14 protein-coding genes are annotated in these 26,054 nt (G+C 48.9%); 3 read left to right on the plus strand and 11 right to left on the minus strand.

From position 1 onward, the window contains the following. Positions 1–889: 889 nt before the first annotated feature. From BN4609_RS07935 to BN4609_RS16975, 4 genes are read right to left on the minus strand one after another with little or no spacing between them, the layout of a single operon-like run. Positions 890–2,182 carry a TolC family protein gene (locus BN4609_RS07935; RefSeq protein WP_068856365.1) on the minus strand — a complete coding sequence of 431 codons (1,293 nt, stop codon included), beginning with the start codon at positions 2,180–2,182 and terminating at the stop codon, positions 890–892. A gap of 37 nt (positions 2,183–2,219) precedes the next feature. Continuing rightward, a complete protein-coding gene (locus tag BN4609_RS07940) occupies positions 2,220–5,312 on the minus strand; it encodes an efflux RND transporter permease subunit (RefSeq protein ID WP_068856030.1) in 3,093 nt (1,030 codons plus the stop codon). Beyond that, a complete protein-coding gene (locus tag BN4609_RS16970; protein WP_241033225.1) occupies positions 5,309–5,911 on the minus strand; it encodes an efflux RND transporter periplasmic adaptor subunit in 603 nt (200 codons plus the stop codon). The genes BN4609_RS07940 and BN4609_RS16970 overlap by 4 nt, the downstream gene beginning before the upstream one ends. Positions 5,912–5,947: 36 nt before the next feature. After that, positions 5,948–6,337 carry an efflux RND transporter periplasmic adaptor subunit gene (locus tag BN4609_RS16975; protein ID WP_241033226.1) on the minus strand — a complete coding sequence of 130 codons (390 nt, stop codon included), beginning with the start codon at positions 6,335–6,337 and terminating at the stop codon, positions 5,948–5,950. Positions 6,338–6,981: 644 nt separating this feature from the next. On the opposite strand from BN4609_RS16975, the gene BN4609_RS07950 reads away from it, so the two are divergent. After that, positions 6,982–7,866: an AraC family transcriptional regulator gene (locus BN4609_RS07950; RefSeq protein ID WP_068856032.1), complete on the plus strand. Its 885-nt coding sequence runs from the start codon at positions 6,982–6,984 to the stop codon at positions 7,864–7,866. Between the two features lie 209 nt (positions 7,867–8,075). On the opposite strand, the gene BN4609_RS07955 is transcribed toward BN4609_RS07950, so the two are convergent. The 5 genes from BN4609_RS07955 to BN4609_RS07970 form a co-directional block, all read right to left on the minus strand. Further along, the gene (locus BN4609_RS07955) at positions 8,076–9,257 is read right to left on the minus strand and encodes an MFS transporter (protein WP_068856366.1); all 1,182 of its coding nucleotides are present in this window, start codon (positions 9,255–9,257) and stop codon (positions 8,076–8,078) included. Between the two features lie 71 nt (positions 9,258–9,328). Further along, a complete protein-coding gene (locus BN4609_RS07960; protein WP_084791430.1) occupies positions 9,329–11,716 on the minus strand; it encodes a GH92 family glycosyl hydrolase in 2,388 nt (795 codons plus the stop codon). Between the two features lie 199 nt (positions 11,717–11,915). Beyond that, positions 11,916–12,161, minus strand: a complete 246-nt coding sequence (locus tag BN4609_RS16505) for a carboxypeptidase-like regulatory domain-containing protein (RefSeq protein WP_164071609.1) — start codon at positions 12,159–12,161, stop codon at positions 11,916–11,918. A 43-nt stretch (positions 12,162–12,204) separates the two neighbouring features. Next, positions 12,205–13,299 (minus strand): ROK family protein, encoded by a 1,095-nt coding sequence (locus tag BN4609_RS07965; RefSeq protein ID WP_068856034.1) that lies wholly within the window; start codon positions 13,297–13,299, stop codon positions 12,205–12,207. 31 nt (positions 13,300–13,330) lie between these two features. Continuing rightward, positions 13,331–15,055 carry a class I mannose-6-phosphate isomerase gene (locus tag BN4609_RS07970; protein ID WP_068856368.1) on the minus strand — a complete coding sequence of 575 codons (1,725 nt, stop codon included), beginning with the start codon at positions 15,053–15,055 and terminating at the stop codon, positions 13,331–13,333. Between the two features lie 127 nt (positions 15,056–15,182). Between BN4609_RS07970 and BN4609_RS07975 the strand changes: the two genes are divergently transcribed. Further along, complete coding sequence (locus tag BN4609_RS07975) at positions 15,183–15,911, plus strand: GntR family transcriptional regulator (protein WP_068856369.1); 729 nt, start codon at positions 15,183–15,185, stop codon at positions 15,909–15,911. A 48-nt stretch (positions 15,912–15,959) separates the two neighbouring features. On the opposite strand, the gene BN4609_RS07980 is transcribed toward BN4609_RS07975, so the two are convergent. Next, on the minus strand, positions 15,960–20,864 hold the full coding sequence (locus BN4609_RS07980) for a RecQ family ATP-dependent DNA helicase (protein WP_068856035.1): 4,905 nt from the start codon (positions 20,862–20,864) through the stop codon (positions 15,960–15,962). Between the two features lie 876 nt (positions 20,865–21,740). On the opposite strand from BN4609_RS07980, the gene BN4609_RS07985 reads away from it, so the two are divergent. Then, positions 21,741–21,920 (plus strand): hypothetical protein, encoded by a 180-nt coding sequence (locus BN4609_RS07985; protein ID WP_164071610.1) that lies wholly within the window; start codon positions 21,741–21,743, stop codon positions 21,918–21,920. Between the two features lie 1,400 nt (positions 21,921–23,320). On the opposite strand, the gene BN4609_RS07990 is transcribed toward BN4609_RS07985, so the two are convergent. Continuing rightward, positions 23,321–25,807, minus strand: a complete 2,487-nt coding sequence (locus BN4609_RS07990) for a heavy metal translocating P-type ATPase (protein WP_068856043.1) — start codon at positions 25,805–25,807, stop codon at positions 23,321–23,323. Positions 25,808–26,054: the final 247 nt, after the last annotated feature.

Consider the following 26,054-nt stretch of genomic DNA (forward strand, 5'->3'; position numbering starts at 1 on the left):
CATAAACCATAATCGACCATTAGACTTCCATTATTATTTCGTGCTGCTGTCAGCCGGATTTAGCACTAATGCGTTCTCAGGCTGTTAGTGAAAAACACGGAACAGGACGCGGGCATTGCGACAATACTGACAAAGAAAAAGCGTATCCTCATGTGTCGCGGACTAACGGCGTGTACACGAGATATGTGTTAATGAGGAGGACTATACGGACAACGACAAGTCTCTGAGAATCGCGCAGAGGCAAACAGACCGCCGTTTGTCTGCGTATGCGCTGTTTTTGGCGCATAGACATAAAACATTAAGTATCAACACATTGCAAGTACAGCGTACATAGAGACAACTTTCCGCGTGTCAGGAAAGGCTTTATGGGCATGCGATATGGGCTTTATGAGCGCGCCACAAAGCCCATATAGCATGATGACACAGGCTCTTCCGCACCGCCTTATCTCATCCTAAGCGGAAAGAAGGCAACCCGACGCCTCGCAAAAAGGACAGTATAGGTGATGTCGGGATGACCGCAATGGAGCGTGATGCGTTTTTTCCGAAGTCAGTGAAAGAAAATAGCGAAAGACGGGAGCTTTCGCAACATCACGGCATATCTGTTTCATCAAAATATTCTGTCAATATTTTTTACTTCATACAGAGCCGTGACATCCGATGACCATCAAACCCTAACCAGGCGTCAGACTGCCCCTGTCCCGGTGACGGCGCAGCCCGCTGCGGCAAGACGCGAAGGGAATCAATCAGGCGGAACGGGCGCACAGGCATGCCCGGAGCACGATGCCGTCTGTGATTATATGAGTTTGTCTCTGTCAATCACGTCTCATCTCTTTTACCACTTACATGTCTCATACATGATTGTCTGTCAAGAATTAACCTTTCCAACCCCTCATCTGCCGGTAGCCTGAAGATATTCCCTCTTCTTTATTTCATACATAGAGTAGCTTTCCACATATTTGTCGCGGCTTTGCTGGTAGAGCGTCTGCGCTTCGAGCAAGTCGCTCATGGTGCATGTGCCAGCCTTATAATAGTCTGACTGCAGGCGCAGGTTCTCCTCAGCCTGCCCTATGCTCTCTATGGCAATCTCCACTTGCTTATATGCATCGTTCACTCCGTTCCATGCATTTCGCATACGTATGACAAGCAGTTCGCATTGGTCCGCCATCCGGTTTTCCGCATTTCGCACCTGAAGTTTCTTCTGTCTCATTTCATGCGAGCCGCCCCACCATTTGCTTATCGGAACACTCACGGTGATCCCTCTTATCCAGAACGAGTGTCTGCGGTCCATCAGGTTCTCATAGACATAACCTCCTCCCACAGACACGACAGGCATATTTTTTCCTATACTCATCTTATGCTGTAGCCTGCCGGCATCCACCTGTTTGTCCAGCAGACTGTATTCCACAGTGAGCGGAAGCGATGATTCTGGCGAGCGGTAAAGCTCATCGGGACGCGGGGGAAGCGCGCCGTCCATTTCCCAATCCACATCGAAATGTCCGGCACCGTCCTTCGGACAACCTATGTATTGAGCCAGCAGATGCAGAGACACGTCAAGAGTATTAGACACGGAGATATGCCGGCTCCGCATCCCGTTATTGCGCAGCTCCACCTGCAGGAGGTCATTGCGGTCGGTCACTCCCGCTGTCACAGCCGCCTCCACATCACGGCTTATCTGTTCGAGCTGCGATTGCAGCATACTTATGGTGCGCAGCTTCTCTTTCAGTGTCACAACCTGCCAGAAATACTGCTCCACCGTCAGTCTCACTTCATTTTCAGACTGTCTGCGCAGCAGACGGCTTACCTCCACATTTACATCAGCCAGTCTGTTGGCGTTGACTATCTGTCCTCCTGCAAAGAGCGGCAAGGTGGCGGTGACGCCACCCACAATGCCGTCATCCACCAGCGACAGCCTGCCCGACTCCGTATCCATCTCCAGCAGTCCCTTGTCCGCTAAGAAGCCTCCTCCGGAAGCGCTGACCGTCGGGAAATAATTTGTAAAAGCCGCTTTCTTCTGCAATTTCGCGGCGTTAAGGTCGTTATCGGCGTTCCTGATGCGTACGTTGTTCTTCAACGCCAGTTCCAGGCATTCGTCCAAAGTATACGCATGCTGTGCGTAAGCCAGAAGCGGACATAGGCTGACAACAAGCGCAATTAACCGCCGACAGGGTCTGTTTATTTTCATATTCATGATTTCCCAAGTTTTTATTGATACATTTTTTCTATCGTTGTCCTATTGACAGTGCTTTTGTCCTGTGCCTTGTAGAACCGCGGAAGCAAAGCCTGTAAGCGCACGGCAGTACGGTGAGCAGGAACACCATAGTTATCAGTGTGCCATAACAGATGACCGTCCCCATGGGCATCCACAACCCGGAACCGCCCAATATCATCGGGATTACACCCATTGACGCGGCTGCCGAGGTGAGAAATATGGGGCGCATACGCCGTCTGGCGGAATGGTAGATGGCATCGGCGGAACTCATTCTCTCTGTAGTCCTCAACTCCTCGGCATAATCAATCATGATAATGCCGTTGCGGACAATTATGCCCATCAGAGCCACAATGCCCAAAAAGCACGTAACACCGAAATCAATGCCTTGGATGATGACACCGGCTGCCGTTCCGAACAGACATAGAGACATGGAGACAAATATGAGCAATGCCAGCCCCACTTTGCGGAAATGGGCGATGAGCACAAACAGAATGACCAAGGCTGCCAACGCCAGACCGGACAGTATCGGAGGTATTTTCTCGTTTGTGTCTTCTATATCACCGCCAGGAGTAACGGTTGTGTCCGGAGAAAGATGCGACGCAGGCAACATGGCGGCGATGCGCCTCATCTGCTCCGTACCGTTCTCCCCACGACGCACGTCCGCGCCCACTGTGACAGAATAGATGCCGTTGCGCCGCACAATCTGTCCGTCCTGCCACATCGGCACAGCATCCGCCACCTGACGTAAAGGCACGCTTGTAACACCGCCCATAACCGGAATCATCTCATCCTCAAGAACTTCCGGCACAGCACTGTCGGCATGCTCACCCTTCAAAACCACACTCATCCTGTAGTCGCCGTCCCAGACAGAAGAGACCGGCAACCCGGAACCGTAACGCATGGCGAGCGTACTTTCAATCACGGTGTTGGTGATGCCAAGGCGCGACGCCTCATCCTCTTTCAGTGCTATCCTGCAAGTAGGGAGCGGTTCGTTAAAGTCTGTGTGCACGGAAGTGAGTTCCGGAATGCCGCGCATCAGCTCCGACAGCTTTCCGGCATCACGACGCAACGTATCAAGATTCTCACCCGTAAGACGGAATTCGACAGGATAGACCGCCTCGCTATACGACAGCTGCTTGAAGCGTACACGGGCGTCTGGAAAAGCGTCAGACCAAACCGGGGCATATTCGTCGAGCAACTGTTCGGTCTCTTTTATGCCTGCGGTGTTGACTATGAACTGGGCGTAGTCCGTTCCACCCACCTGCGGCGCATAACTGTTCTGAAAACGCGGTGACGAACAGCCTTTGAACGAGGCTATGCCAACCACGCGCGGGTCTTTACGTAGAATGCGCTCCAGACTATCAGCCACCAGCGAGGTACGTTCCAGCGCGCTTCCCGACGGCAGATATATTTCTACGGCAAACTGGTTGCGGTCAGCCATCGGCATCATCTGCTGGGGTAGCGATCCGATAAGCAACATTCCGACAACTACAGACAGCACTCCCACCGCCAATGTGGATTTCGGCTGGTGGAAACAAAAGTCAATCAGCCGGTTGTAATAACGTTGCAGCCAATCGAGAAAAGAGAACGTCTTGCCATTTGTCCGCATAGGCTTGCGGATGAACCAGAACTGCATGAAAGGCACAAGCATGGTGGCGACCAGCAAAGACACGCCCAATATCAGCGTGATAGCCCAAGGGAATGTCTGCAGGAAATCGTGCAGCATGCCTGTCGTGGTGAGCAGGAAAGGGAAGAACGTGATGCTGATTGCCAGCGTCGCTGAAAGTATGGACTTGAAGAAGTGGGTGGCACTCTCAATGGAAGCGTGCCATCGCGACATGCCTTCGCCTAATTTCTCAAGATAGCTGTCGATGATGACGATGGAGTTGTCAACTATCATGCCCAAGGTGACGATAAGCGCAGCCAAGGATACCGTGTTCAGTTCCACACCGAAGCCATAAAGCAGTCCTAAAGAGATGAATATCGTTACAGGAATGGTGGAAGCCGCCACCAGTGCCACGCGCAGCGGAAGCAACAGCACCACCACTATGACGACGGCTGCTATGGCGATGACAAGTTCTTTCAGAAAGTTATATACGCTGTCGCCCACCACTTCGCTCTGGTCGGTTATGCGGAATATGCCGACCTCCCCGGGAAGCTCTTCCTCTCTGAACGTGTCCAGCGTCCTGTTCACCTCATCGCCCATTGCCACGATGTCCTGTCCCTTTTTCATCTCGACAGACAGCAGCAGACATTTCTTTCCGTTATATGTTATGTAACTGTCGCGATCAGGATACTCGCGTACCACGCGAGCCACATCCTTCAGCCGCACGACATTGCCCTGCGGGTCTGTATAAACGATTTGCTGCCGCACATCGTTCACCGTATTGAGCGAGCGGCTTACATAAACAGGCGTCACCTGCCTGTCGGTCTTCAGTCTTCCGCCGCTTGTGGCGAATCCCTTTTGCATCAAAGCCAATGCAAGCGTCCTTTCGCTGATGCCGTAGTGGGACAGACGGCCGTTGTCTATATATACCGAAATCTGCTCGTGCCGCATTCCGCTTACCGACATGCGTCCTACAGACGGGATGCGGCGCAAACGCTCCTGCAAAGCATCCATGTAGTCATCAAGCTCGCGATAGGTCTTTTCCTCGCTTTCCATCGCGATGAGCAACGCGGACGTGTCACCGAAATCGTCCATCACCTGTACCGCCAGCACATTGGACGGCAACCGAGACTTGAAGTCGGATATGCCATGCTTGAACTTGCTCCAGAACTCGTCCTTATTGTTAAGCTCATCGTTCAGTTGCACCTGTATATAGACAATACCGTCACGGCTGCGGGAGAACGTCTTTTCTTTTTTCACCTCCTTATAGCTGAAAATATAATTTTCCAAAGGTTTCGCCACCTGTTCCACCATTTCCCGCGCCGTGTTGCCAGGTGCCACCGCGACTACCACGCCCTGCCGGATGGTGAAGTCGGGAAATTCGTTTTTGCGCATCTGCGGCAGACTGTAGACGCCGAATGCAACGAGGCAAGCCACGCACAGGATGACAATCTGCCGGTAGTGCATTGCCCATTCCACAAAATTGCTTTTCCTCATAACTCCACCTCCGTTCCTTCGCACACTTTCTGCTGACCCTCTACAATAATGCTGTCGTTAGCAGACAGTCCGGACGTGACTATCACGCCACCCGCTGAGTATTCGTCGCAAACAATGAAGCGTCTGCGGGCTTTGCCGTCTTTCACGCACCATACAAAAGACCTGTTGTGCTCGTCTATCTGTACAACATGCGCAGGTATGACATAATGTATTCCCGAAGCAGTCTTATAAGGATGCAGGAACACCTCCGTAACCATACCCGGCAGAACCTCCTTGTCAGTATTCTCCAATTTCAGCCTCACCTCATAAGTGCGCGAAAGCGGATTAGCCACAACCCCTTTTTCCACCACTCTGGCGGCAATCTTCTCTCCTCCAATGGCAGTGACTGCCACGTCAGCCTTCTGACCTGTCCTGACGGAACGCATTTCGGCTTCAGGTACCGATATTCTCACCACAAGCGAGGAGGCTGTCACCAGACGTGCGACAGGCATTCCCGGTGCGACGTTCTCGCCAGTCTCCATACTCTTTTCAGCTATTATGCCTGAAAAAGGCGCACGGAGCCGGCAATCGTCCAAATTCCTCCTCGCAATCTGTTCCATTGAGCGTGCCTGCTCCAACTTGCTCTGCACCTCCACTCATTTCATATCAGGCAGGCTGCCTTTGTCGTGCAGTTCTTTCATGCGTCGGCTGGCGTCTTCCGCCTGTTCGAGCGCGGCATGCGCTACTTTATGGCTGTTTTGCATGGACGTCGGGTCAAGTGTAGCTATGAGTTGCCCGGCACTCACATGCTGTCCCAAACGTACGTTCATGGTCTTTATCGTACCTGCAACAGCGAAGCTGAGCGATGTTCCGTTTTCCTCCTCCACCGTACCTGAATACCGCATCAGATTCACATAAGCATCGTCCTTCACCACCACAGCCTTCACCTTTACAGGTTCATTGGCTTTAGGTTTCTCCACATCACCCTGACATCCCGTCAAAAACGGGATAAACCATAATGAGGCTATTACAAATTCTTTTTTCATTATACTCGATTTTAATTTATATCTTTGTGAAACAAGCGCGCCCGGCAATCTGAAAGCAGGCTTTCATTGCCATCACCGGCACTGTCCAATACATGCAAATAACGCGCTATTACACTTGGGCAATCCTAAGTAGAGACGCAAAATATTGCGTCTCATGAGCAATGATGCCCAATAAGCTGAGGCAAATAATACCTGTCTTTGCCGCGATTTTTTAATCGGGAGACGCAAGATTTTGCGTCTCTACAGGGCTGATGCCATCATTATTTCAATAAAACAGGCTGCGCTCGGCAATCTGAAAGCAAGCTTTCATTGCGCTCGCTGACACTGTTTTTCCAATAAAACAGGCTGCGCTCGGCAATCTGAAAGCAAGCTTTCATTGCACTCGCTGGCACTGTTTTTCCAATAAAACAGGCTGCGCCCGGCAATCTGAAAGCAAACTTTCATTGCACTCACTGGCACTGTTTTTCATGCAAAAGAATGGGATTTTGCGTAAAAACAGTCCTGTTACGTGTCTCCAAAAATGTTCTGTTTTCACCGCAAACAATCAAATAAGGTTTTTGGAATAGTATATAATCCTTTTGGAACAATGGAATGAAACAATTTTTATTTTACTTTGCAGCTGTAAAAGGTAAAGCGTCTGATAAATGGAAAAGAGCAATCTGAAAAACATGGAAGGCTTGGACGGCATAGCTTATAATGACGGTGAGCTTGCCTTTTTCGACAATATGCGCGACATGCCCACATTCGCATTTCCCATTCAATTGGAAATGTGTGTCATCGTACTTGTAACGAACGGAAGGGCAACCGTGAAAATCAACGGTACGACATATGAGGCGAAGAAAGACGACCTGTTCATATGTCCGCCAAACAACATTGTGGACAGCGGTATGATGAGCATAGACTTTCAAGGGCATTGCATATGCATATCATGTTCTTATATACAGCACGCTATTCCGCTGGCAGTAAATTCGTGGGACATAAAAGTTCTTTTCGAGAACAATCCCGTATGCACATTGCAGCCGGAAGAAGCAAAGATTTTCTGCCAATACTATAACCTTCTCAGCACCAAGACGCAGTATTCCTCAGTCAGGCAGAAAAGAGTGATAGGGACTATTATGCTTGCCCTGATTTATGATATGCATATTGTGTTGGAGCGTGTCGTACAGCATAATCTCCGTCCGTTCACATCACGAGAGACACTGTTCAAACGTTTTATAGACCTGATAGAATCAACTTATCCCAAACCGCGCTCTGTATCATACTATGCAGAACGCCTGAATGTAACCCCGAAATATTTCTCTTATGTGTGTAAGCAGGCAGGAGGACAGAAGGCGACAGACATCATAGACCAATATGTGGTGAAAGACATCGTCTATATGATGAACCATACTCAGAAAAGCATTAAGGAGATAGCGTGCGAACTGGATTTTCCCAATCTTTCGTTTTTCGGGAAATATGTAAAGAAACATTTGGGCGTATCACCAAAGAACTACCGGGAACAAGCCATAAAGAGAAATGCAAATAATTGAATTACTCATCATATAGGTTAAAAGCGAATCAGCCGTCAGACCGTCAAGACTTTGTTTTATCTGATTGTCACCAACCCTTTCCTCTTACGCACTGCCGCCGGCAGACAGTTTTCTTCGAGTTTTGCCAAGACATGACAGCCATCGTCTGGCAAACCGGAAATGAGGTCTGTATGCCGGCAGCACGTAATGCGGATTAATGACAATGCGGCTCAGGATATAAATTTCTGACTGTTGCGGCAATTCGTCTTCATGGAAAAGGCACAATACACCAGGTATAAAATGCACAACAAAATGACAGACAGCCCTGCCTCTATTCCCGACACATCAATAGAGAAGCCCAAAACGGGCGTTACGATGCCTCCACCTGCCACAGCTGTAATCATCAGTCCTGAGACCTGATTCATCTTTGAGGGATATTCGTGAAATGCAAACGAGTAAATGATGGAAAAGACAGAAGACGCGAAAAAGCCGATACAACCGATACAGACCAAGTCAGGTACAGCGCCAAAGCCTGCCATCAGAAGCAGGCAGGAAAAACCGCACAGGACAATATTCACACGAAAATAACGGATGCCGGAGATGCGGGTCAATAAGAATGTTCCCAGCAAAGCGCCTACTGTCCTGCTGAAGAAATAGACCTGAGGGGCATACTTCACCTGCACCGCACTCCAATCATAACGCATAGCCATGAGTTTTGAACCGATGTAATTGGTCGCCACATCAACGCCTACGACAAAAAATATACCCATGAACAAAACCATAATGGCTCTGTTCTTCAATAAGGCAAAAGAACCGCTCATCGAAACCGGCTCTGTCGTGTCCGGCTCCCGTCTGATGGGCGTAGCCGCAAGCCATAGCCCCAGAAGCAATGTGATTGTTCCAAAAACAGGGAAACAATAATACCAATGGTCTTCACCGAAATGCAAAATGACAAACAGCACTATTTCTGGTCCTAAAAGCGAGGACACCGCCTTTATTACCTGCCCGGCTGTCATACTGCTTGTCAGCAAACGCCGGTTATGAATGACATTGCTCAGCAACGGATTCAATGATATCTGCAGAATGGCATTCCCCACTCCCAACAAGATGTAGGCAATGACACACGTCACGCTACTATAAATACAGAGAGGCAGAAACATTCCTATTACCGTAACAGCCATACTGACAAGCACTGTGTTCTTTCGACCCAACCGGTTCATTTTATTGCCGACCGGAATGCCTAAAAAGAAAAACCATACAAACACCATTGAAGGTACAAAACCTGTCATGGTGGGCGACCACCCGAAACCCGACTGCATATAGTCTGACGATATTCCAACAATATCACAAAATCCCATGACAAAAAACGTTGCCATAACGGGAAGTATTTTTATTAATGGACATGATTTCATAATGCCTGATTCAGAAATAAACATATCACCCATTGATGAAACGGCTATTCATAATGTTATCTACATAAACATTATTTGCCGTAATACGGAACATCACTTATTCCCCATGTATAATTGGGAGCCTTACCCATTTTTAATTTAAGCACCCCTCCTTTAAATAAATCTCGCCTATAAAGCCAACAATTATCCAATGGTTTTCCATTCAATTCCGCTGATTGGACATAATAAGAATCCTTGCCATTATTCTCCGTCTCAATAACAAAAGTCTTACCTTTGGCATACTTTGAATTAAGTTTTATCTCTATCCTGTCAAACATCGGGCTGCCAATCTGGAACGTAGGGTTATCGCATGCCCCTCCTTGCACATCAAACAGTCCCATTGACGACAATACAAACCATGCTCCAAGCTGTCCTTGATCCTCATCTTGTCCGTAACCATATCCGTGCTCTCCAGTCACGCCATAGAACTCGTCACAAATCAGGCGGGTCCATTTTTGAGTCAGATAAGGTTTTCCCGAATAGTTAAACAGCCATGAAATATGTAGATTAGGCTGGTTTCCATGATTATAAGGACTCTGCAACCCAGAAAAAGCATAAGCTACTTTTCCTCCACCAAAAACAGATTTACGAGCTTCCACAAAAATAGAATCCAGGCGTTGATTAAACAAATCTTTACCAACTTTCCCAATCAGTCCTACAGGATCTTGAGGCACAAAAAATGTATATTGGATTGCATTTCCCTCCTGAAATCCTCTCCATGGTTCCAACGGATTAAAATTTTCGATGAATCTTCCGTCTGCCATACGTGGACGTATAACTTTCATTGTATCATCGAAGAGTTTTGTCCAACCGGTTGACAAATCCATCAGTTTTTTATAATCGTCAGTCTTACCCAATGCTTTTGCCCATTGTGCGACGGCATAAGAACTAAAACTATACTCCAAAGTATGTGAAGCGCTAAAAGCGGAGCCTTTGTCCGATGTACCGAAATATATTTCATCATTATAAGGAACATAACCTTTTTCAACAAATTGCCGGACATCCATTTTACCGGCACCTTCTAAACGTCCTTGCCATTCCAACTCATTTTTCAGAGCAGCCTTATATGCCGACGCGACATCAAAGTCGCGAATGCCACTGCAATAAGCCCCAGAAAAGGCAATGCTCACCATATTGGTTCCTACACCAGACACATATCTGCTTGCAGCTATTCCATCACCCAACCATCCGGCATCTCTATATACTAACATTTGGCTCTGTATCCAATCGTTATAATATTCAGGATAAGCCATAGCCCATAAATTTGTAAGATTCCAATATCCTCCCCAAATGGCATCTGTATTATAATGATTATACTTAGGTGTGCCATCTGAATTCAATTCTATCTGTCCGACCTCACCACTGTTTGTCGGATAAGAACCATTCACATCACTTGCAAGTCCTCTTCCCAGCAATACATGATATAGACCTGTATAGAATTTAATTTTACTTTCCTGAGTTCCACCGGACACTTCAATACGGCTTAATGCTTCATTCCATTTTTTCTTTGCCAACGTCCTCGCTTTTTCAAAAGTCACACCGGAAGCTTCTTTTTCCAAATTATGTCTTGCATTCTCAATAGAAGTATATGACAAACCAATCTTAAAATCAACTTTCTCCCTATCATGCGTTTTATAGTCCAGAACCATCATCGCTCCAGGTCCCTTTATTTCTGTTCCGTCAGAAGTTCTTCCACCACGATATAACACAGACACAGATAAAGGTGACCTATTTACTTTCGCATAAAAGAACATGGAGACGGTTGCTCCAGTCTGATACTTCTTGACATATTCAGGTTCTGTTACGACATATCCTTCCAGTGTATGTTCATCTACCTGCCTGATATATGCATCACGCACGTTTCCACTTTCACCCAAACGGTTTCCGATATCAAAAATGACGTGTGCGCTATCAGACTCCGGAAAAGTGTATCGTTGAAATCCAACCCTTTCCGTAGCCGTCAGCTCCACTTTAATACGATAGTCTTTCAATACAACAGAATAATATCCTGCTGTAGCGTGCTCGTCCTTTTTATCAAAACGGGAACGCCATCCTTTATCCGGAGAGTCTAACTTACCGGGAATATTTTTTATCGAGCCCGTAACAGGCATCAACAGAATTCCACCAATCTGAAATTCATGCAAACAAGGAAATCCGTCAATTGAAGTGTGAGCATCATCATATCCCACAGCCTCCCATCCCTGCTCATTTCCATAAGTTCCGTTTGTCGACGCTCCCAATTTTGCCATACCAAAAGGAAGTGCAGCAGGAGTATAAAAGAACCAACGGCTATGTACAGTCCCTATATTTGGACGAACATATTGTGTAAGGTCTGAATTTCCTGCCATCAGAGGTTGTGACAAGCATACCGACAATGCCACTGTGAAAAATTTAATATAGTTGATTTTTATCTTATTCATAGTTCTCTATTTTTTTATTTACATCCTTCATTAACGCAATACGTGCATACAGTTCTACCATACAAGCCTCATTCAACAGCCATTTTGGTTTGTCATATTCTTGTGCCCTACCAGTCCAGTCACCATAAATCAGCCCGGATTTATCTCTGGCATGAGTCCATGCCCAATCGGCAGAAGCTATAATAACCTATTGGTAGAATTAAGTACGCACTAAATTAATTCCGCCAACGGGTTCAGAAGTTATTTTTAATGCGAACTTACCATCTGCATCTGCTACTGCTCCGTTTTTGGATGTTATGTCAAAAATACGGGCACCTGTCAAAGGCTCACCGGATTCATCTGTTACAATTCCTGAGATTAACCGCAACTGCTGTTGCGCCATTATGGGCATACATGCCAAAAACAATAGGCAACAAGTTACGCACAATTTAGTTACATGTTTCATAATTTAGGTTTATAAAATTAAAATTAGCATCGCTTAAACTTGTCTACAGCTGAGATAACGCATACGCATACGCCCCACGCATTATTGAGACGCTTGCCCCATCATGACTGCACATTACTGCTATACGTTTTGATTTGTTATACGATACTTTGACTGTAGTGTCGGGAATAACCGTCTCATCATCTTGCAATGACAAGAAATGCTTTCTGTCTGATTCATCTTCCCAATTGTAGACATCCATCTGGACACATGGGAAGCGTTCTCCTGAAAACATGGATAATGACGTACGCAATTCCTTTATCATGGCGGGCAATATGTAGCGTGACGCGCCGGCAAGTCCGCCGCCTATCACCACCAGACCGTCAACTATGTTCAAAGCCGAGGCTACAGCGTGACCGGCAATCTCTCCCAATTCGCTGAAGCTTGCTACGGCGGCATCCCGGTTTCCGTCTCTTGTTCCTTCGGCTATATCGTAAATGTCCTTTGGGGTCAGACTGCTGTCACTTTGCCCCGAACGTTCACGATATACCCTTTTTACGGCACGTATACTTACGCTTTCCTCACAGATCATCAACGGATATTTCTTGTTGTGCATCAGCCACACATCTCCCCCACATCCGTTATCACCTGTCAGCAACCTGCCGTCAATCACCACGCCTGCTCCGAATCCGGTTCCCAACGTGATACCCAGCAGATTCTTGTAACGGCGTCTGCTGCCAGCCTCTTCCAGCATGGCGTTCACTTTAGGCAGCATTCCTGACAACGCCTCTCCATAAGCGAACAAGTTCCCGTCATTTTCCATAAATACCGGAACATGATAGTGGTGTTGCAAGAATGGACCGAGAGCCACTCCGTTACGGAAAGACGGAAAATTTGGGATATTCCCACCTATCACTCCGTTCTTATAATCAGCCGGACCCGGAAAAGCGAAGCTGATGGCGACTGGCGACACATCCAACTGGCTTACTACGCCGTCAAAGCCAGCTATCAATGTGTCCAGACATCTCTTCAGGTCATCCGACACCGACGGCATGCAAACAGGTTCCACTATTTGCTCATTTCCCCGTATGGCGGAAAACACAAAATTAGTGCCTCCCGCATCCAGGGTCAATACTGTGCGTTTTTCGTTCTCATACATATTTTTTATTTTTTCAAAAGGTTACAATATCTTAAAAGCGGACATACGCCTTTATCGTCACACATTCTTTTCCTTCCGACTGTCCGTAAGGACGTATAATATATTCACCCACACAAGCCGGAATGATAAAAGTCTCGGCATAATGCACAACAAACGGTTCAAACGAACGGTCCGGACTTTCTATAATGGCTTCCTCGCCTTCCACTAAGTTAAAGACATTTACACTGCCGTTCGTGTGATGTAACACGGGAACTCTGAAGCGGTGGCGGCGTGTCTCTATGAATTCATTTTCGTGCAATCCGGTGCGCTCCTCTGTCCACCCCTCTCCTTCTTCTATCACAGTCACGCAGTTACGCAAATTTCTGTAGACATAGTCCGTATCACGCCTCCAGTCTATAACGCATTTTCCACGTTCCACATTTATAGGGCGCGGTTTTCCGTCAAGTCCCATACGCTGCCAGTCCCACAATTTAAATGTGAACAGGTTTGGTGTAGAACTTATTTCCAGAACCATGCTGTTAGCGCCGGAGCAATGAACCGTACCGCCGGGAATCAGGAAATGGTCATGTTTTTTTGCCGGAATCTTATTTACGTATTTCTCCGCGTCAAACACTGTCTCACCCCGCTGTGCCTTACGCAACTCCTCTATCATCTCCTTACTGTCCGTTCCGTTCCTCACTCCCAGATAGACAACAGCGTCTTCCTCCGCATCCAACAGATAATAACTTTCGTCCTGTGTGTAGAACATCCCGAAATTCTCATGTATAAACTGGGTTGTGGGGTGTACCTGCAAACTCAGATTCCCTCCGCCCATTGTGTCCAGAAAGTCGAAACGGATAGGAAACTCCTTTCCGAACCGTGCCTCAACAGGCTCGCCCAGCAGCTCCTTACTTTTCAACAGCACCAAATCCACCGACGGCAATTCAAAACGAACTCCGTTCACTTCAAGATAAAGACTGTTTTCTTCAGGCACACAATCAAAACACCATCCGTAATTCGGCACGTCCGGATCCAGGTCGCAGACCGCCTTCATCCATTGTCCGCCCCACGGAGCCTGGTCAAAATACGGAACTACACGGAAAGGCTTTGAGGCTGTTTTGTCTATACCTTTATAGAAGGTTTCGCGGTCTATCATCTTGGGAGAGCCGGGAATATGACTGTCCAGCCAGTAGTCCACATGTTCGAACAATGTTGATTTATAACGGTCACAAATTCTCCAGTCATTAAAATATCCTCTTTTATATTGCAGAGATACCGCATCCTCACGATTGTCTATACCCAAAGCCTTCACCTCATGACGACGGCAACGCTGCTGAATCTCCCAACGCGCCATATCCACATACACCAGCGTTGCGCCAGGAGCGACCATCCCAGCACCTGTACCTATAATAATAAGAGGTGTAGACACTCCACATGCGCAACGGCGCGCATCCTCCAGCTTTTCCACATCAAAATAGTCTGATATACAGAGGTTTGTAACATATCCGAACAACACATCCTCTGTCATAAAACGCTCTGTCATACACCTCAACTCACTTTCCTCCTTATACAGGTCGCGTACGAGAACCAACCGTGCGGACAACTTCGAAAGTTCTCTCACCAGCTCCTCTTCATACACTCCCGTATAACAGTCGACAGCAAGCACATTGTTACTGTTCAAGCAGTCGGAAAGGACGCCGCGTATTTCATCCCATCCTTGAAATATAGTGCCGGCAATGACCGTTGAGGGAAATTTGTCATAATTAGGTTTTCTCATAAACTGCTTTATTTGTTCATACATATTATTGTTTGTGCAAATATATAAATTAATTATTAATCTCCAAAAATATTTCAATAAAAAATTTATTTATATTATATTTGCAATGAGAAAAATACGTTACGGCATGAACATAGACCACAACAGCAACACCCCTTTACACATACAGGCTGAGGAAATATTGCGCAATCTTATTGATTCCGAGGAATATAAGGACGGCAAATATCTCCCTAACGAAATAGAACTGTCACAAAAGCTGAATATTTCGAGGAACACCCTGCGTCAGGCAATCAACAAATTAGTATTCGAGGGTTTGTTGGTACGTAAGAAAGGTGTTGGTACAAAGATTGCCCACAAGAGCATCATCGGAGGTGTGAAAAACTGGCTCAGTTTCTCACAGGAGATGAAAATGCTCGGAATTGAGATACGCAATTTCGAGCTGCACATCTGTTGGAAGAAGCCGAACGAGGAAATCTGTAACTTCTTCGGTATAGACCCGAAGCAGCAGGTCAAGTGCATAGTCCTGGAACGTGTCCGCGGAAAAAAGGAATATCCGTTCGTTTATTTCATATCCTATTTCAATCCGAAGATTCCGCTCACAGGAGAAGAGGACTTCACACGGCCATTATATGAGTTGCTGGAAAAAGACTACAACATCATAGTAAAGACCAGCAAAGAAAAAATATCGGCAAGTCTGGCGGGAGAGCGCATCGCGGAAAAATTGGACATCAAGGCGTCCGACCCCATTCTAATCAGACAACGGCATGTCTATGACATAAATCAGATACCCATCGAGTACAACATCGGCTATTACCGCGCAGACAGTTTCACATATACGATAGAAGCGGAGAGATAGTCTGCCGTTATATATAATAAGGTATGGCGCAGGCATGTGCCGTGCCGGTCAGACACCATCATGTGCCCGAACATATCTTTCCAGCACAATGTCAGGCAGCAGGACAGCCGTCTCAGGGGTGTCCTTGGGGGCGTCCTTGGCTTTCCATGCCACCACAAACCTCMCCCTGCCGTATCTGACAATATAGCCTTTTCCATTCCACTCCGCCACTTTTGAGCGCATGTCTTTCGACAGCTTTGCCACCGCTGCTCCTGTTTTTGCGTTGTAAAGCACCGAATTGTCATAATTGAGCCGGTCTCCGCCTCGCATCGAAAGGACTTCATGTTTGAGCTTTTCAAAATATCCGAGGTTCACATCTTTGTATGACAGTTGCAGCACTATCTCTTCCGGCAGAGCATAACGCTGCGTGTCTGTCTTATGTACGGCTGCCGGCAGACCTGCAAACAAGATATCGTTGGTGTGCACAAAGAGCCTGTTTCTGGCGCGCGTGATGCCTACATAATAACGTCTCAGGAGTTCGTTCGTCATGTAAGACTGTCCCGATATAAGCATGTAAACATCGTCAAACTCACGTCCCTTCGCCTTGTGTATTGTGGAAATGACTACCTCTGACTCCGCTGCGTCACAAAAATCCTCGACTGACGATTCATACACGAACTCCTTGAAATCTGTTATGTATTTTGCCTTATTGGTCTCTTCAAACAACTGTATGCAACGTCTGACATACGTAAGACTCGTACTTCCGTCATACCGTGCGAAGGTAGCCTGCTTCGCTTTTTCCCAATGACCGTCAGACACCAAAGGCACACCGGTGTCCTGTCTGGTGTCTATGCAACGCATGAAATATCTCATCTCCGCCATGTTGCGGAACTTCAGACCGTCCATCGACTGGATGAGCTTGCATTTCACTCCGTGCCTGCGAAGCAGAGCCATCATTATCGCAGCCTCTTCGTTTGTCTGCGTGAGTACACACGCCGTACCGCCATTGCCGTTTCTCAGCAACGACTCCATGACGGGCTGGTACAGATATCCAGACATGTGAAACGTCACTTCCACCACGCCGTCATCCTTTCTCACCGGCACTATCGGAGTGGATTTCATCCTGGATGTGATTTTCCTCACAAAACCATTGGCGAATCCCACCACACTACGGGCACAACGGAAGTTCTCCGTCATCTCCACGAAACTGGCGTCCGGCATGTTCCTCAGTGTGTTCATATACATGGAGCTGGAGCCTCTGAATTCGAATATGTTCTGGTCGTCATCACCGACTGCGATGACACGCATATCCTCATTATTGCCCATCATTGCCTCCACAAGCTCATATTCGTCATTCCCCATGTCTTGAGCCTCGTCTATTACAAGCACGGTCTTGCCTGTCTTGTTCGGTTCCACATCCCCGTTTCTTATCATTTCCGCCGCCTGATGCACCACGTTCACCACGTTGTCCCTGTTTCCTATTCTCCCCAACAGGTCAAAACAATAAGAGTGGAATGTCTTTATCTCCACAAAGTGTGCCGCATTTCCTATAAGTTCCATGAGCCGCTGCTTGAATTCTGTGGCTGCCGCACGCGAGAAAGTGAGCATGAGCAACTGCTCGTGCTTCACGTCCTCAAGCAACAGAAGCGATGCGAGTTTGTGCACCAGCACGCGCGTCTTTCCGCTTCCGGGTCCCGCCGCTACCACTATGCATCTCGAACTCTTGTCTGAGATGATCTTCCTCTGGCAGTCAGACAGCTGTCCGAACAGTTGCCTGTATTTCTCAGGCGTCAGGTTGCGTTGTATCTCTTCCTGTCGCCCGCCTTTGAAATATTTGGATATGAACTTCCTGTAGTCCATGTTGAAATAGTCTTGCACATATTGCAGGGCAGCGTCATAATCCCTCACCATCAGATTGGCATACTCGCCCACAATGTGTATCTGCTGTATCTTCTGCCTGTAGAACTCGTCGAGCATCCGGTAGTCTTCCTTTTTATATCTGAACTTGGCGTCCTTTATCCTCCTTATCTGCATGGCATTGTATATGACGAGGAATCCTCCTTCCAGCTTCAGCGCCCCTATCTTCGTGAGAAAGAGCAGTGCCTCCTCCACATCTTCAAGCTGTATGTCGTCCGTCCTCTCAAAGAAGTCATGTCCGCACGACTTTATATGATTGAGAAGCTCCACCACCGAGAACCGTATGGGCTGTCCCTCCGCCGACTCCTTCTCGTTGGCTGCGGCTATGCCGTACAGCCACTCCACCGCCATACGGCATATCCTCTGCCTTTTCTCCGCACGTCTTACGGTTGTGTCCATGTCCAGCCTCCGGCTCAGAAGCATATTGTGCGCGGCATTCTCATGTTTGCGCATGTATCCCTTTATCGTGAGAAAATAAATCAGTGTGCGTATGTCTTTTTCCTTCGACGTCGCTATACCTTCGTTTATGGCTTTGTCGTTGAGCTGTCTGCACGATATGCGCAGCGACTCGTCTGGTATCAGTTTCAGAATGTATCGCTCAAGCTTCCCGAAACGCTCGAGAAGCGTCTGCGCACGGCGTTCCGTGCTTCCAGCCTCCTGCAGATACGCCGAGATGTCCTTGCTGTCAGACAGTATGCCGTCCTGACGCATGCGTTCCACCACAGACACCACCTCTTTCTTGCTCATCCCCAGTATGTCTGCCAGATAATCCACGCGCGACTCCGCCTCCGACTCCTGTGCCTTCGAGATGTATTTGCTCGATATGAGCGACTTTATCACTCTCACCGCAGCCTCCGTCTCGTCACTGCCGAACAACGGCGACTCGGATATGCGCCGTCTCGCCTCGTCCATGTTCTTCACCGTGATGCCCGTGGCATATACATGCGGCACATTGTTGCCTCTTTCTATATATCCGCTCTGCTCAAGCGTCGACAGAGCCGTACGCACACGGGTCTCTATGTCCGACACAGAGTCGTCCCATCCCGCCTGACGCGCTATCTCCAGTGCCGAGCAGCTCACGCGCATGTGCTGCCTCGTCATATCTTTCACTGCCTTCCACACCTGCTGTATCTCGCTTATGCTCAACTTTGTCTGATTCAGCAGGACGAAATGCTTGTCAAGGTCGTTGTCGCCATAAAGCACGTAGCAGCGCGCGCTGAGCTGCGGGTCTCTGCCGGCGCGTCCGGCTTCCTGCACATAGTTCTCCAACGAGTCGGATATGTCGTAATGCACCACGAGTCCCACATCCTTCTTGTCAACACCCATACCGAACGCCGATGTAGCCACAATCACGCTCACCTCGTCTTTCATGAAAGCGTCCTGATTGGCGGTCTTCGTCTCCGCGTCCATCTTACCGTTGAACGGCAACGCCCTGTATCCGTCGCGCGTCAGTCTGGCTGCAATGTCCCATGTGCGTCTTGTCCGCGACACATACACTATCGTCGGACAGCCGCCCTCCGCCACCAGTTCCCTGAGCATGGAGTATTTCTCTTCGTCGGTCTCCGTGTGTATTACGGAATAGCGCAGGTTCGTACGCGATGCCGTGGAGGCGAACAGTTCCATATTCAGACCGAGCGTATTCCTGAAGTAGTCGCATATGTCCTGCACCACCTTCTGCTTCGCCGTAGCCGTGAAACACGACACCGGAACAGGCTCCTTCAGCCTTTTCTTCTTCTGATACTCACGTATGAACTTGCCTATATACAGATAGTCTACTCTGAAATCCTGTCCCCATGACGAGAAGCAGTGTGCCTCGTCTATGACAAACCTCACCACATGGCGCGACATGAGGATACGCTCCACCGTCTTCGAACGCAGCATTTCCGGTGATATATACAGCAACGAGGCGTCTCCGTCCTGCACGCGCTGTATGGACGAAGCCCGTGTTATCGGGTCCAGCATGCCGTTTATGGTGACCGCGTCGGTTATGCCACGCTCGTCAAGATTGTCCACCTGGTCTTTCATAAGCGACTGCAAAGGTGATATCACCACCGTCAGTCCGTGCACAGAGTGTCCCTCCATAAGTGCGGGCAACTGGAATGTGAGCGACTTGCCGCCGCCTGTGGGGAAGATGGCGAGCAGCGACTTTCCATCCACAGCAGCCCTCACGGCTTTCTCCTGCAAAGGTTCGCCTCCGTAGGTACGGAAACGGTCATAGCCGAAAAATCTCTTCAGGTTATATGATGCGTCCAGCTGCGTGCGGCAATATCCGCACCCTTCCTCACAGCGCGTGTGACGCAAGAGCCTCACCACATGCTCCACCTCCGGCCAGTTGCATGTCACCCATCCCGGTGTCACCGAGCGGTGGTCTGTCGTGTCTGTCAGAGCCAGCGCATACGCCAGTTCGCACGGATACTGCCTTACGAGCGTTTCCAGATCGGCATGTCCGCATATCTTCCCTTCATAAAGTCTTCTTATCAGTCCCGTCACATCTGCATGGCGCGCATGCGCACCGGCAATTCTGAGAAACCCCTCAAACTCCCGTCTTCCCATCAGCAACGTGGCGTACATCAGGCGTTTCTCTTCAGGGAGCGCGTTCCACCGTGCCATCTCGTCAAACATCAGGTCGCGCGCCTTCTTACAGTCGTTCACCGGATTGTTCATCTGGTCGCTCAGCAGCTTGTCGTTCTTCACAAGCCGGTGATAAGGACGTTCGGGAAACATCAAAGGCGACATGTAAAGCGTGTCCACAAGAGCCTGACGCGGCTCGTCATCACCGAACAGGTATCTGGCGTCATGGTTTATTATGTTGTGCCCGCATATATAGTCTGTGCCGTCGATGAATTCATACAGTTCCTTCTTCGACGCCTTGTGAAACGTCGCACCGTCATGGCGCAAGGCTCCTATATCGTGTATCTTACGGTCATTAAGCCCCGTCTCCACATCCACGAACACATAACGCACATCCTCACCGGTATGCGCCTTACCGCTTCTGCCGACAATATCATCCGCACCGTCGGCACCCATCATTTCCTTTATCTTGCTCCAGACAGACATTCCTTCAGTTACTCTTCTTCAGACATTAATCATATTCTCTCTCTCATCACGGCTGGAAAAACGCGGTATGTGCCCTCGTCTCATCGTTGACATTCAGACACACGGACGGCTCATCATACCTGTAATTCCATTCTTCAGAAACGTTTGAATAGCATACTGTTTGCTTAGGTAAAGCTTATCTTTGACAAAGATAATCATAAAATGGAATATAGTAAAGTCCTTACGCAATTCTTTCCCCTTTTTCCAGTATATTTACCCGAATTACCGTTGCGGCATTTCAACATGGTCGTACAGAGGCGGCAGCAACATGGATAAAGGGTTTACTTAAACCTGAATCGATTTCTATATTTGGATATGAACATAAAAAGCGATAATATCAAACACACCAATAAACCGTGAGACGCAAGATTTTGCGTCTCTACTTTTTTCCACCAACAATTTCAATCAACATTCCTCATCCTTAAATCACAATGCGCCAGCCTTGTAGAGACGCAAAATCTTGCGTCTCACGAGCAACCCATTGCAAACCCAATCCACCCTAAAAACACCAATATCAAACACGCAAATAAAATCGGGAGACGCAAAATTTTGCGTCTATACTTTCCTCCAGCACCAATTTCAACCAATACTCCTCACCCCATCATAACAGTGCTCCAGACATACTACTAAAACGGCAGTGATTGGCAGCCGACATCGTCCTCCATGTTGTACATATTTCCTTTTCTTTATAACATAACTCCGATGAATATCAAATAGTTACACAAAAAGCAAGCTGTTTCACATTTTCTGTGTACATTTGCAATGTGTTTAGACAGTCAGTACGACAATATCACAACTGACACACCATTTATTCATATATATAAAAAAACACACATCATGACTAAAAAAGACTACAAAAAACCGGAATCAAAAACAGTGATGTTATCTGGAACAACCATTTTAGCAGGCTCGGAAGGGGGTTTTAATGCCGGAATAGGCGAACAGCCGGGTTCTGAAGACCCATTAGGGCCAGGCGATAACACAGGCTCCGAATTGATAGAAGATCCGAAGCCATAAGCACCGTCTTACTTATCAGGTTAAACAACAAACGGCAGTCAGCCTTCATCCGTGCGTTCCGCGCTGATGTCAGGCACACCTGCCTCCACCTTAAAACCGCTGTCGGCTAAAGTAGAGACGCAAGATTTTGCGTATCACAGTGAAAGAATGCGCCTGCTGACAGCATTTCTTGGTGTATGCATATTGGTATGGATTACTTGTAGAGACGCAAGATTTTGCGTCTCACGAGCAACCCATCGCAAACCTCATTCACCATAAAATACCAATATAAAGCATGCAAATAAATCGGGAGACGCAAGATTTTGCGTCTCTACAAGGAGGGAATGCGCCTGCTGACAGCATTTTTTGGTGTATGCATATTGTCATGGATTTCTTGTAGAGACGCAAAATTTTGCGTCTCACGAGCAACCCTTCGCAAACCCAATCCATCATAAAATACCAATATCAAACACACCAATAAACCGGGAGACGCAAAATCTTGCGTCTCTACTTTTTTCCACCACAAATTTCAATCAGCATTCCTCACCACATCATCACAATGCGCCAGCCTTGCTGTCACCGTTTTTTGGTGTATGCATATTGGTATGGATTGCTCGGGAGACGCAAGATTTTGCGTCTCTACTTTTCCTCCAACACAAATTCAAATCAACATTCCTACCCCTTACATCGCAACGCGCCAGCCTTGTTGTCGGTGTTTTTTTTGCAACACGCATTATAGTGGAGAAAAAGCGACATACCACACACCGTAAACTCACTGAGAACCGCGTATATCCTGACAACATATATTTCGCTTCTGTATACGCGGATTTCAGCGCATATGCATAACATCCTGGATATCAGCAAAATGCGCGAAAAGGCGTCCGAAAGAGGAAATCCGGCTTCACGAAAAAGGCTTTCCCGCCACGTAGGAAAGCCCGTATGAGCTTGCGGAAGAGCCTGTTCCGGCACTCGGAAGAGGCTCTTCCGCATCACAGAACAAAACGGGGAAGAGTCCCGGCATGCCTTTCTGACATCTTAAAACGATAGAAACAAGGGCACAGGCGTATACACTTGGGTATAACATGCAGGCTATTCCGATACATACCAAACACGAATTGGCTGCATTTGAATATATCCCCGCCTGTGAAATATCTGTTTTTCCATAAAACAGACTGCACCCGGCTATCTGACAGCAAGCTGTCAACGGACTCGCCGTCTCTATTTTCACAAAAGATAATGTCAAATTTTTTTACTGCCCGTCATGCGCTTACTCAGTCCTCTTCCTACCCTTACCGCCATCATGCCTCATACACATTTCACACCGGTGTCAGTCATATTGCCTGTCATTTTTACCGGAGACATTGAGTGTCACCCGCCGCACCGGCACACACTTCCTCCGCAGCCACATGCCTCCGCATGCGTCATTCCTTCCCGACCACAGTATAGTCTCCAGCCTTGTCCGAGACTATCTGTTGCAGATATTCCACACTCAGCTCACGCGACGACTCTATCCTCGCCAGCGGAGGGTTCAGCGTCACCGTCGCGCTCACACCATCTATGCTGTTCAGGGCATCCTCGACATGTGCGCGGCAGTGGTCGCACATCATGCCCTCTATCCTGTACTCACGCCTCGTCACGGCATCCTCACCGCCTCCGGCGACCTCTCCTGCCGCACCGTCACCACGCCGCGCCACAGGAAGAATGCTCTTACGCTTCAGCCGCAGACTGTTTGTCACCACACTCACACTGCTGAGCGCCATTGCCGCGCCGCCTATCATAGGGTTCAGCAGAAAACCGTTAAGCGGATAGAGCACACCGGCGGCTATCGGCACAGCTATGATGTTGTAGACAAACGCCCAGAAAAGGTTCTGCCGTATCGTGCGCATTGTGAGCTGCGACAGGCGTATCGCCTCCGCCGTCTTGGAAAGGTCTGACGACAGGATGGTCATCATCGACGTCTCCATGGCTATGTCGCTGCCCTTCCCCATCGCTATGCTAAGGTCTGCCTGCGCCAGAGCCGCACTGTCGTTTATGCCGTCGCCAGCCATCGCCACCACATGTCCGTCAGCCTGCAACTGTCTCACGAACGCCGCCTTGTCATCCGGCATCACCTTTGCTTTGTAATGCCTGATGCCTGTCTTGCGCGCCACGTATCCGGCAGACGCCTCATTGTCGCCTGTGAGCATATACACCCCGATGTTCATACTGTGCAGCATTGCCACAGCCTGTGCCGATGTCTCCTTTATCCTGTCGGCTATGCCTGCGACAGCCAACACACGTCCCGCTCCGCCAAACCACACCACGGTCTTGGCATCCTCCGTCCATTCAGCGGCTTTCCCAGCCATGTCACGGTCTGCCTGTATGCCGTTCTCGCGGAGCAGCTCCTCGTTTCCGGCGTAATATGTCACTCCGTCTACGGTGCCCTTCACCCCTCTTCCGGGGATATTGGCGAAATCTGTCACAGGCACGGTATGCGAGTCCTTCAGCGCGGCGACGACCGCCTCGGCAAGAGGATGCTCCGAGTTTTTCTCCAGACTGAGGAATATCGCCCTGCCTGTCCCGGCTCCGTCCGCCCAATGCATGTCCGTCACCACGGGTCTGCCCTCGGTCACCGTACCCGTCTTGTCGAGGACAATGGCGTCCGTCCTGCGTGCCGTCTCCAGCGCGGAGGCGTCTTTTATCAGTATGCCGTTCACCGCTCCCTTGCCTATTCCCACTATAAGTGCGGTGGGAGTGGCAAGTCCCAGCGCGCACGGACAGGCTATGATGAGCACCGTCACCATCGACAGTATGCCGTGCTCGAACCCTGCCGTAGGGGCGAACGCCCACCATATGGCGAACACGACGACCGACAGCAGCAATATCACAGGCACAAACACGCCCGCTATCCTGTCCACCGTCTGCTGCACGGGCGGCTTGCTTCCCTGGGCGTCCTGCACCATGCGGATGATGCCAGACAGCATTGTGTCCTGTCCGGTCTTCACGGCTGTGAAGCGCAACACTCCCCTCTGGTTTATCGTTCCGGCGAACACGCCGTCTCCTTGCTTCTTGAAAGCAGGCAGAGGCTCACCCGTGAGCATGCTCTCGTCGACGTAAGACTCTCCCCGGCACACCGTTCCGTCAGCGGCGATGCGCTCACCCGGTCTTACGACTATCACGTCGCCTTCCCTTACACTCTCCACCGGTATGACGCTCTCTCCCTCATCCGTCACCCTCGTCACCGTCTTGGGCTGGAGTCCCATGAGCTTCCTTATCGCCGTGGAGGTCTTCTCTCTGGCACGCGACTCCAGCAGCCTGCCCAGCAGGATGAACGCTATGATGACGCTCGCCGACTCGAAATAGACGTGCGGCTGTATACCTCTTGAAAGCCAGAAGTCGGGGGCAAGCAGATTGAACACGCTGAAGAGATATGCCACGCCCGTACTGCCTGCCACCAGCGTGTCCATATTGGCGGACAGATGTCTGAGCTGCCGCCACGCATTGATGTAGAAACGGCGTCCGAAACCGAACACCACCATTGTAGACAACAGCCACACCGCATATCCCACATATGCGTAATCCATGAAAAACGCGCTCATGACGACGACGGGAACAGCCAGCACTATGGCGGCGACTGTCTGCCGTCGAAGCAGCGCATATTCCTTTCCGCGCTCCACCTCCACACGTTCCGTGCCCGCCTCCGCGTCTGTCATCAGGTCATACCCGGCGTCGCGGACGGCAGCACGCAGTGCGGACGGCGTACACCTCGAGGGGTCGTAGACCACCCGTGCAGTGGCTGACGCATAGTTGACATTAGCCTCATACACCCCGTCCTGCTTGTTAAGAACCTTGTTTACACGTGCCGCGCACGAAGCGCAGCTCATCCCCGATACGGGGAATATGTCTTTTCTCATATCATTATCTCCCATAATACATTCACATATAACGGCTCCAGCCTGTAGAGACGCAAGATTTTGCGTCTCACGAGCAACCCATCGCAACCCATACACACTCCATTCCTCACAGTAGAGACGCAAAATCTTGCGTCTCCCGTGCAATGGCAGCATACTACCGATGACACATTATTGTTCGCACACATTGCTCTGACCTCCTTGTGAGACGCAAGATTTTGCGTCTCTACTTTTGCCGACTGCGATTCTACTTGCCCTCTAACTG

The sequence above is a fragment of the Leyella lascolaii genome (assembly GCF_900079775.1).
Taxonomy (GTDB): domain Bacteria; phylum Bacteroidota; class Bacteroidia; order Bacteroidales; family Bacteroidaceae; genus Prevotella; species Prevotella lascolaii.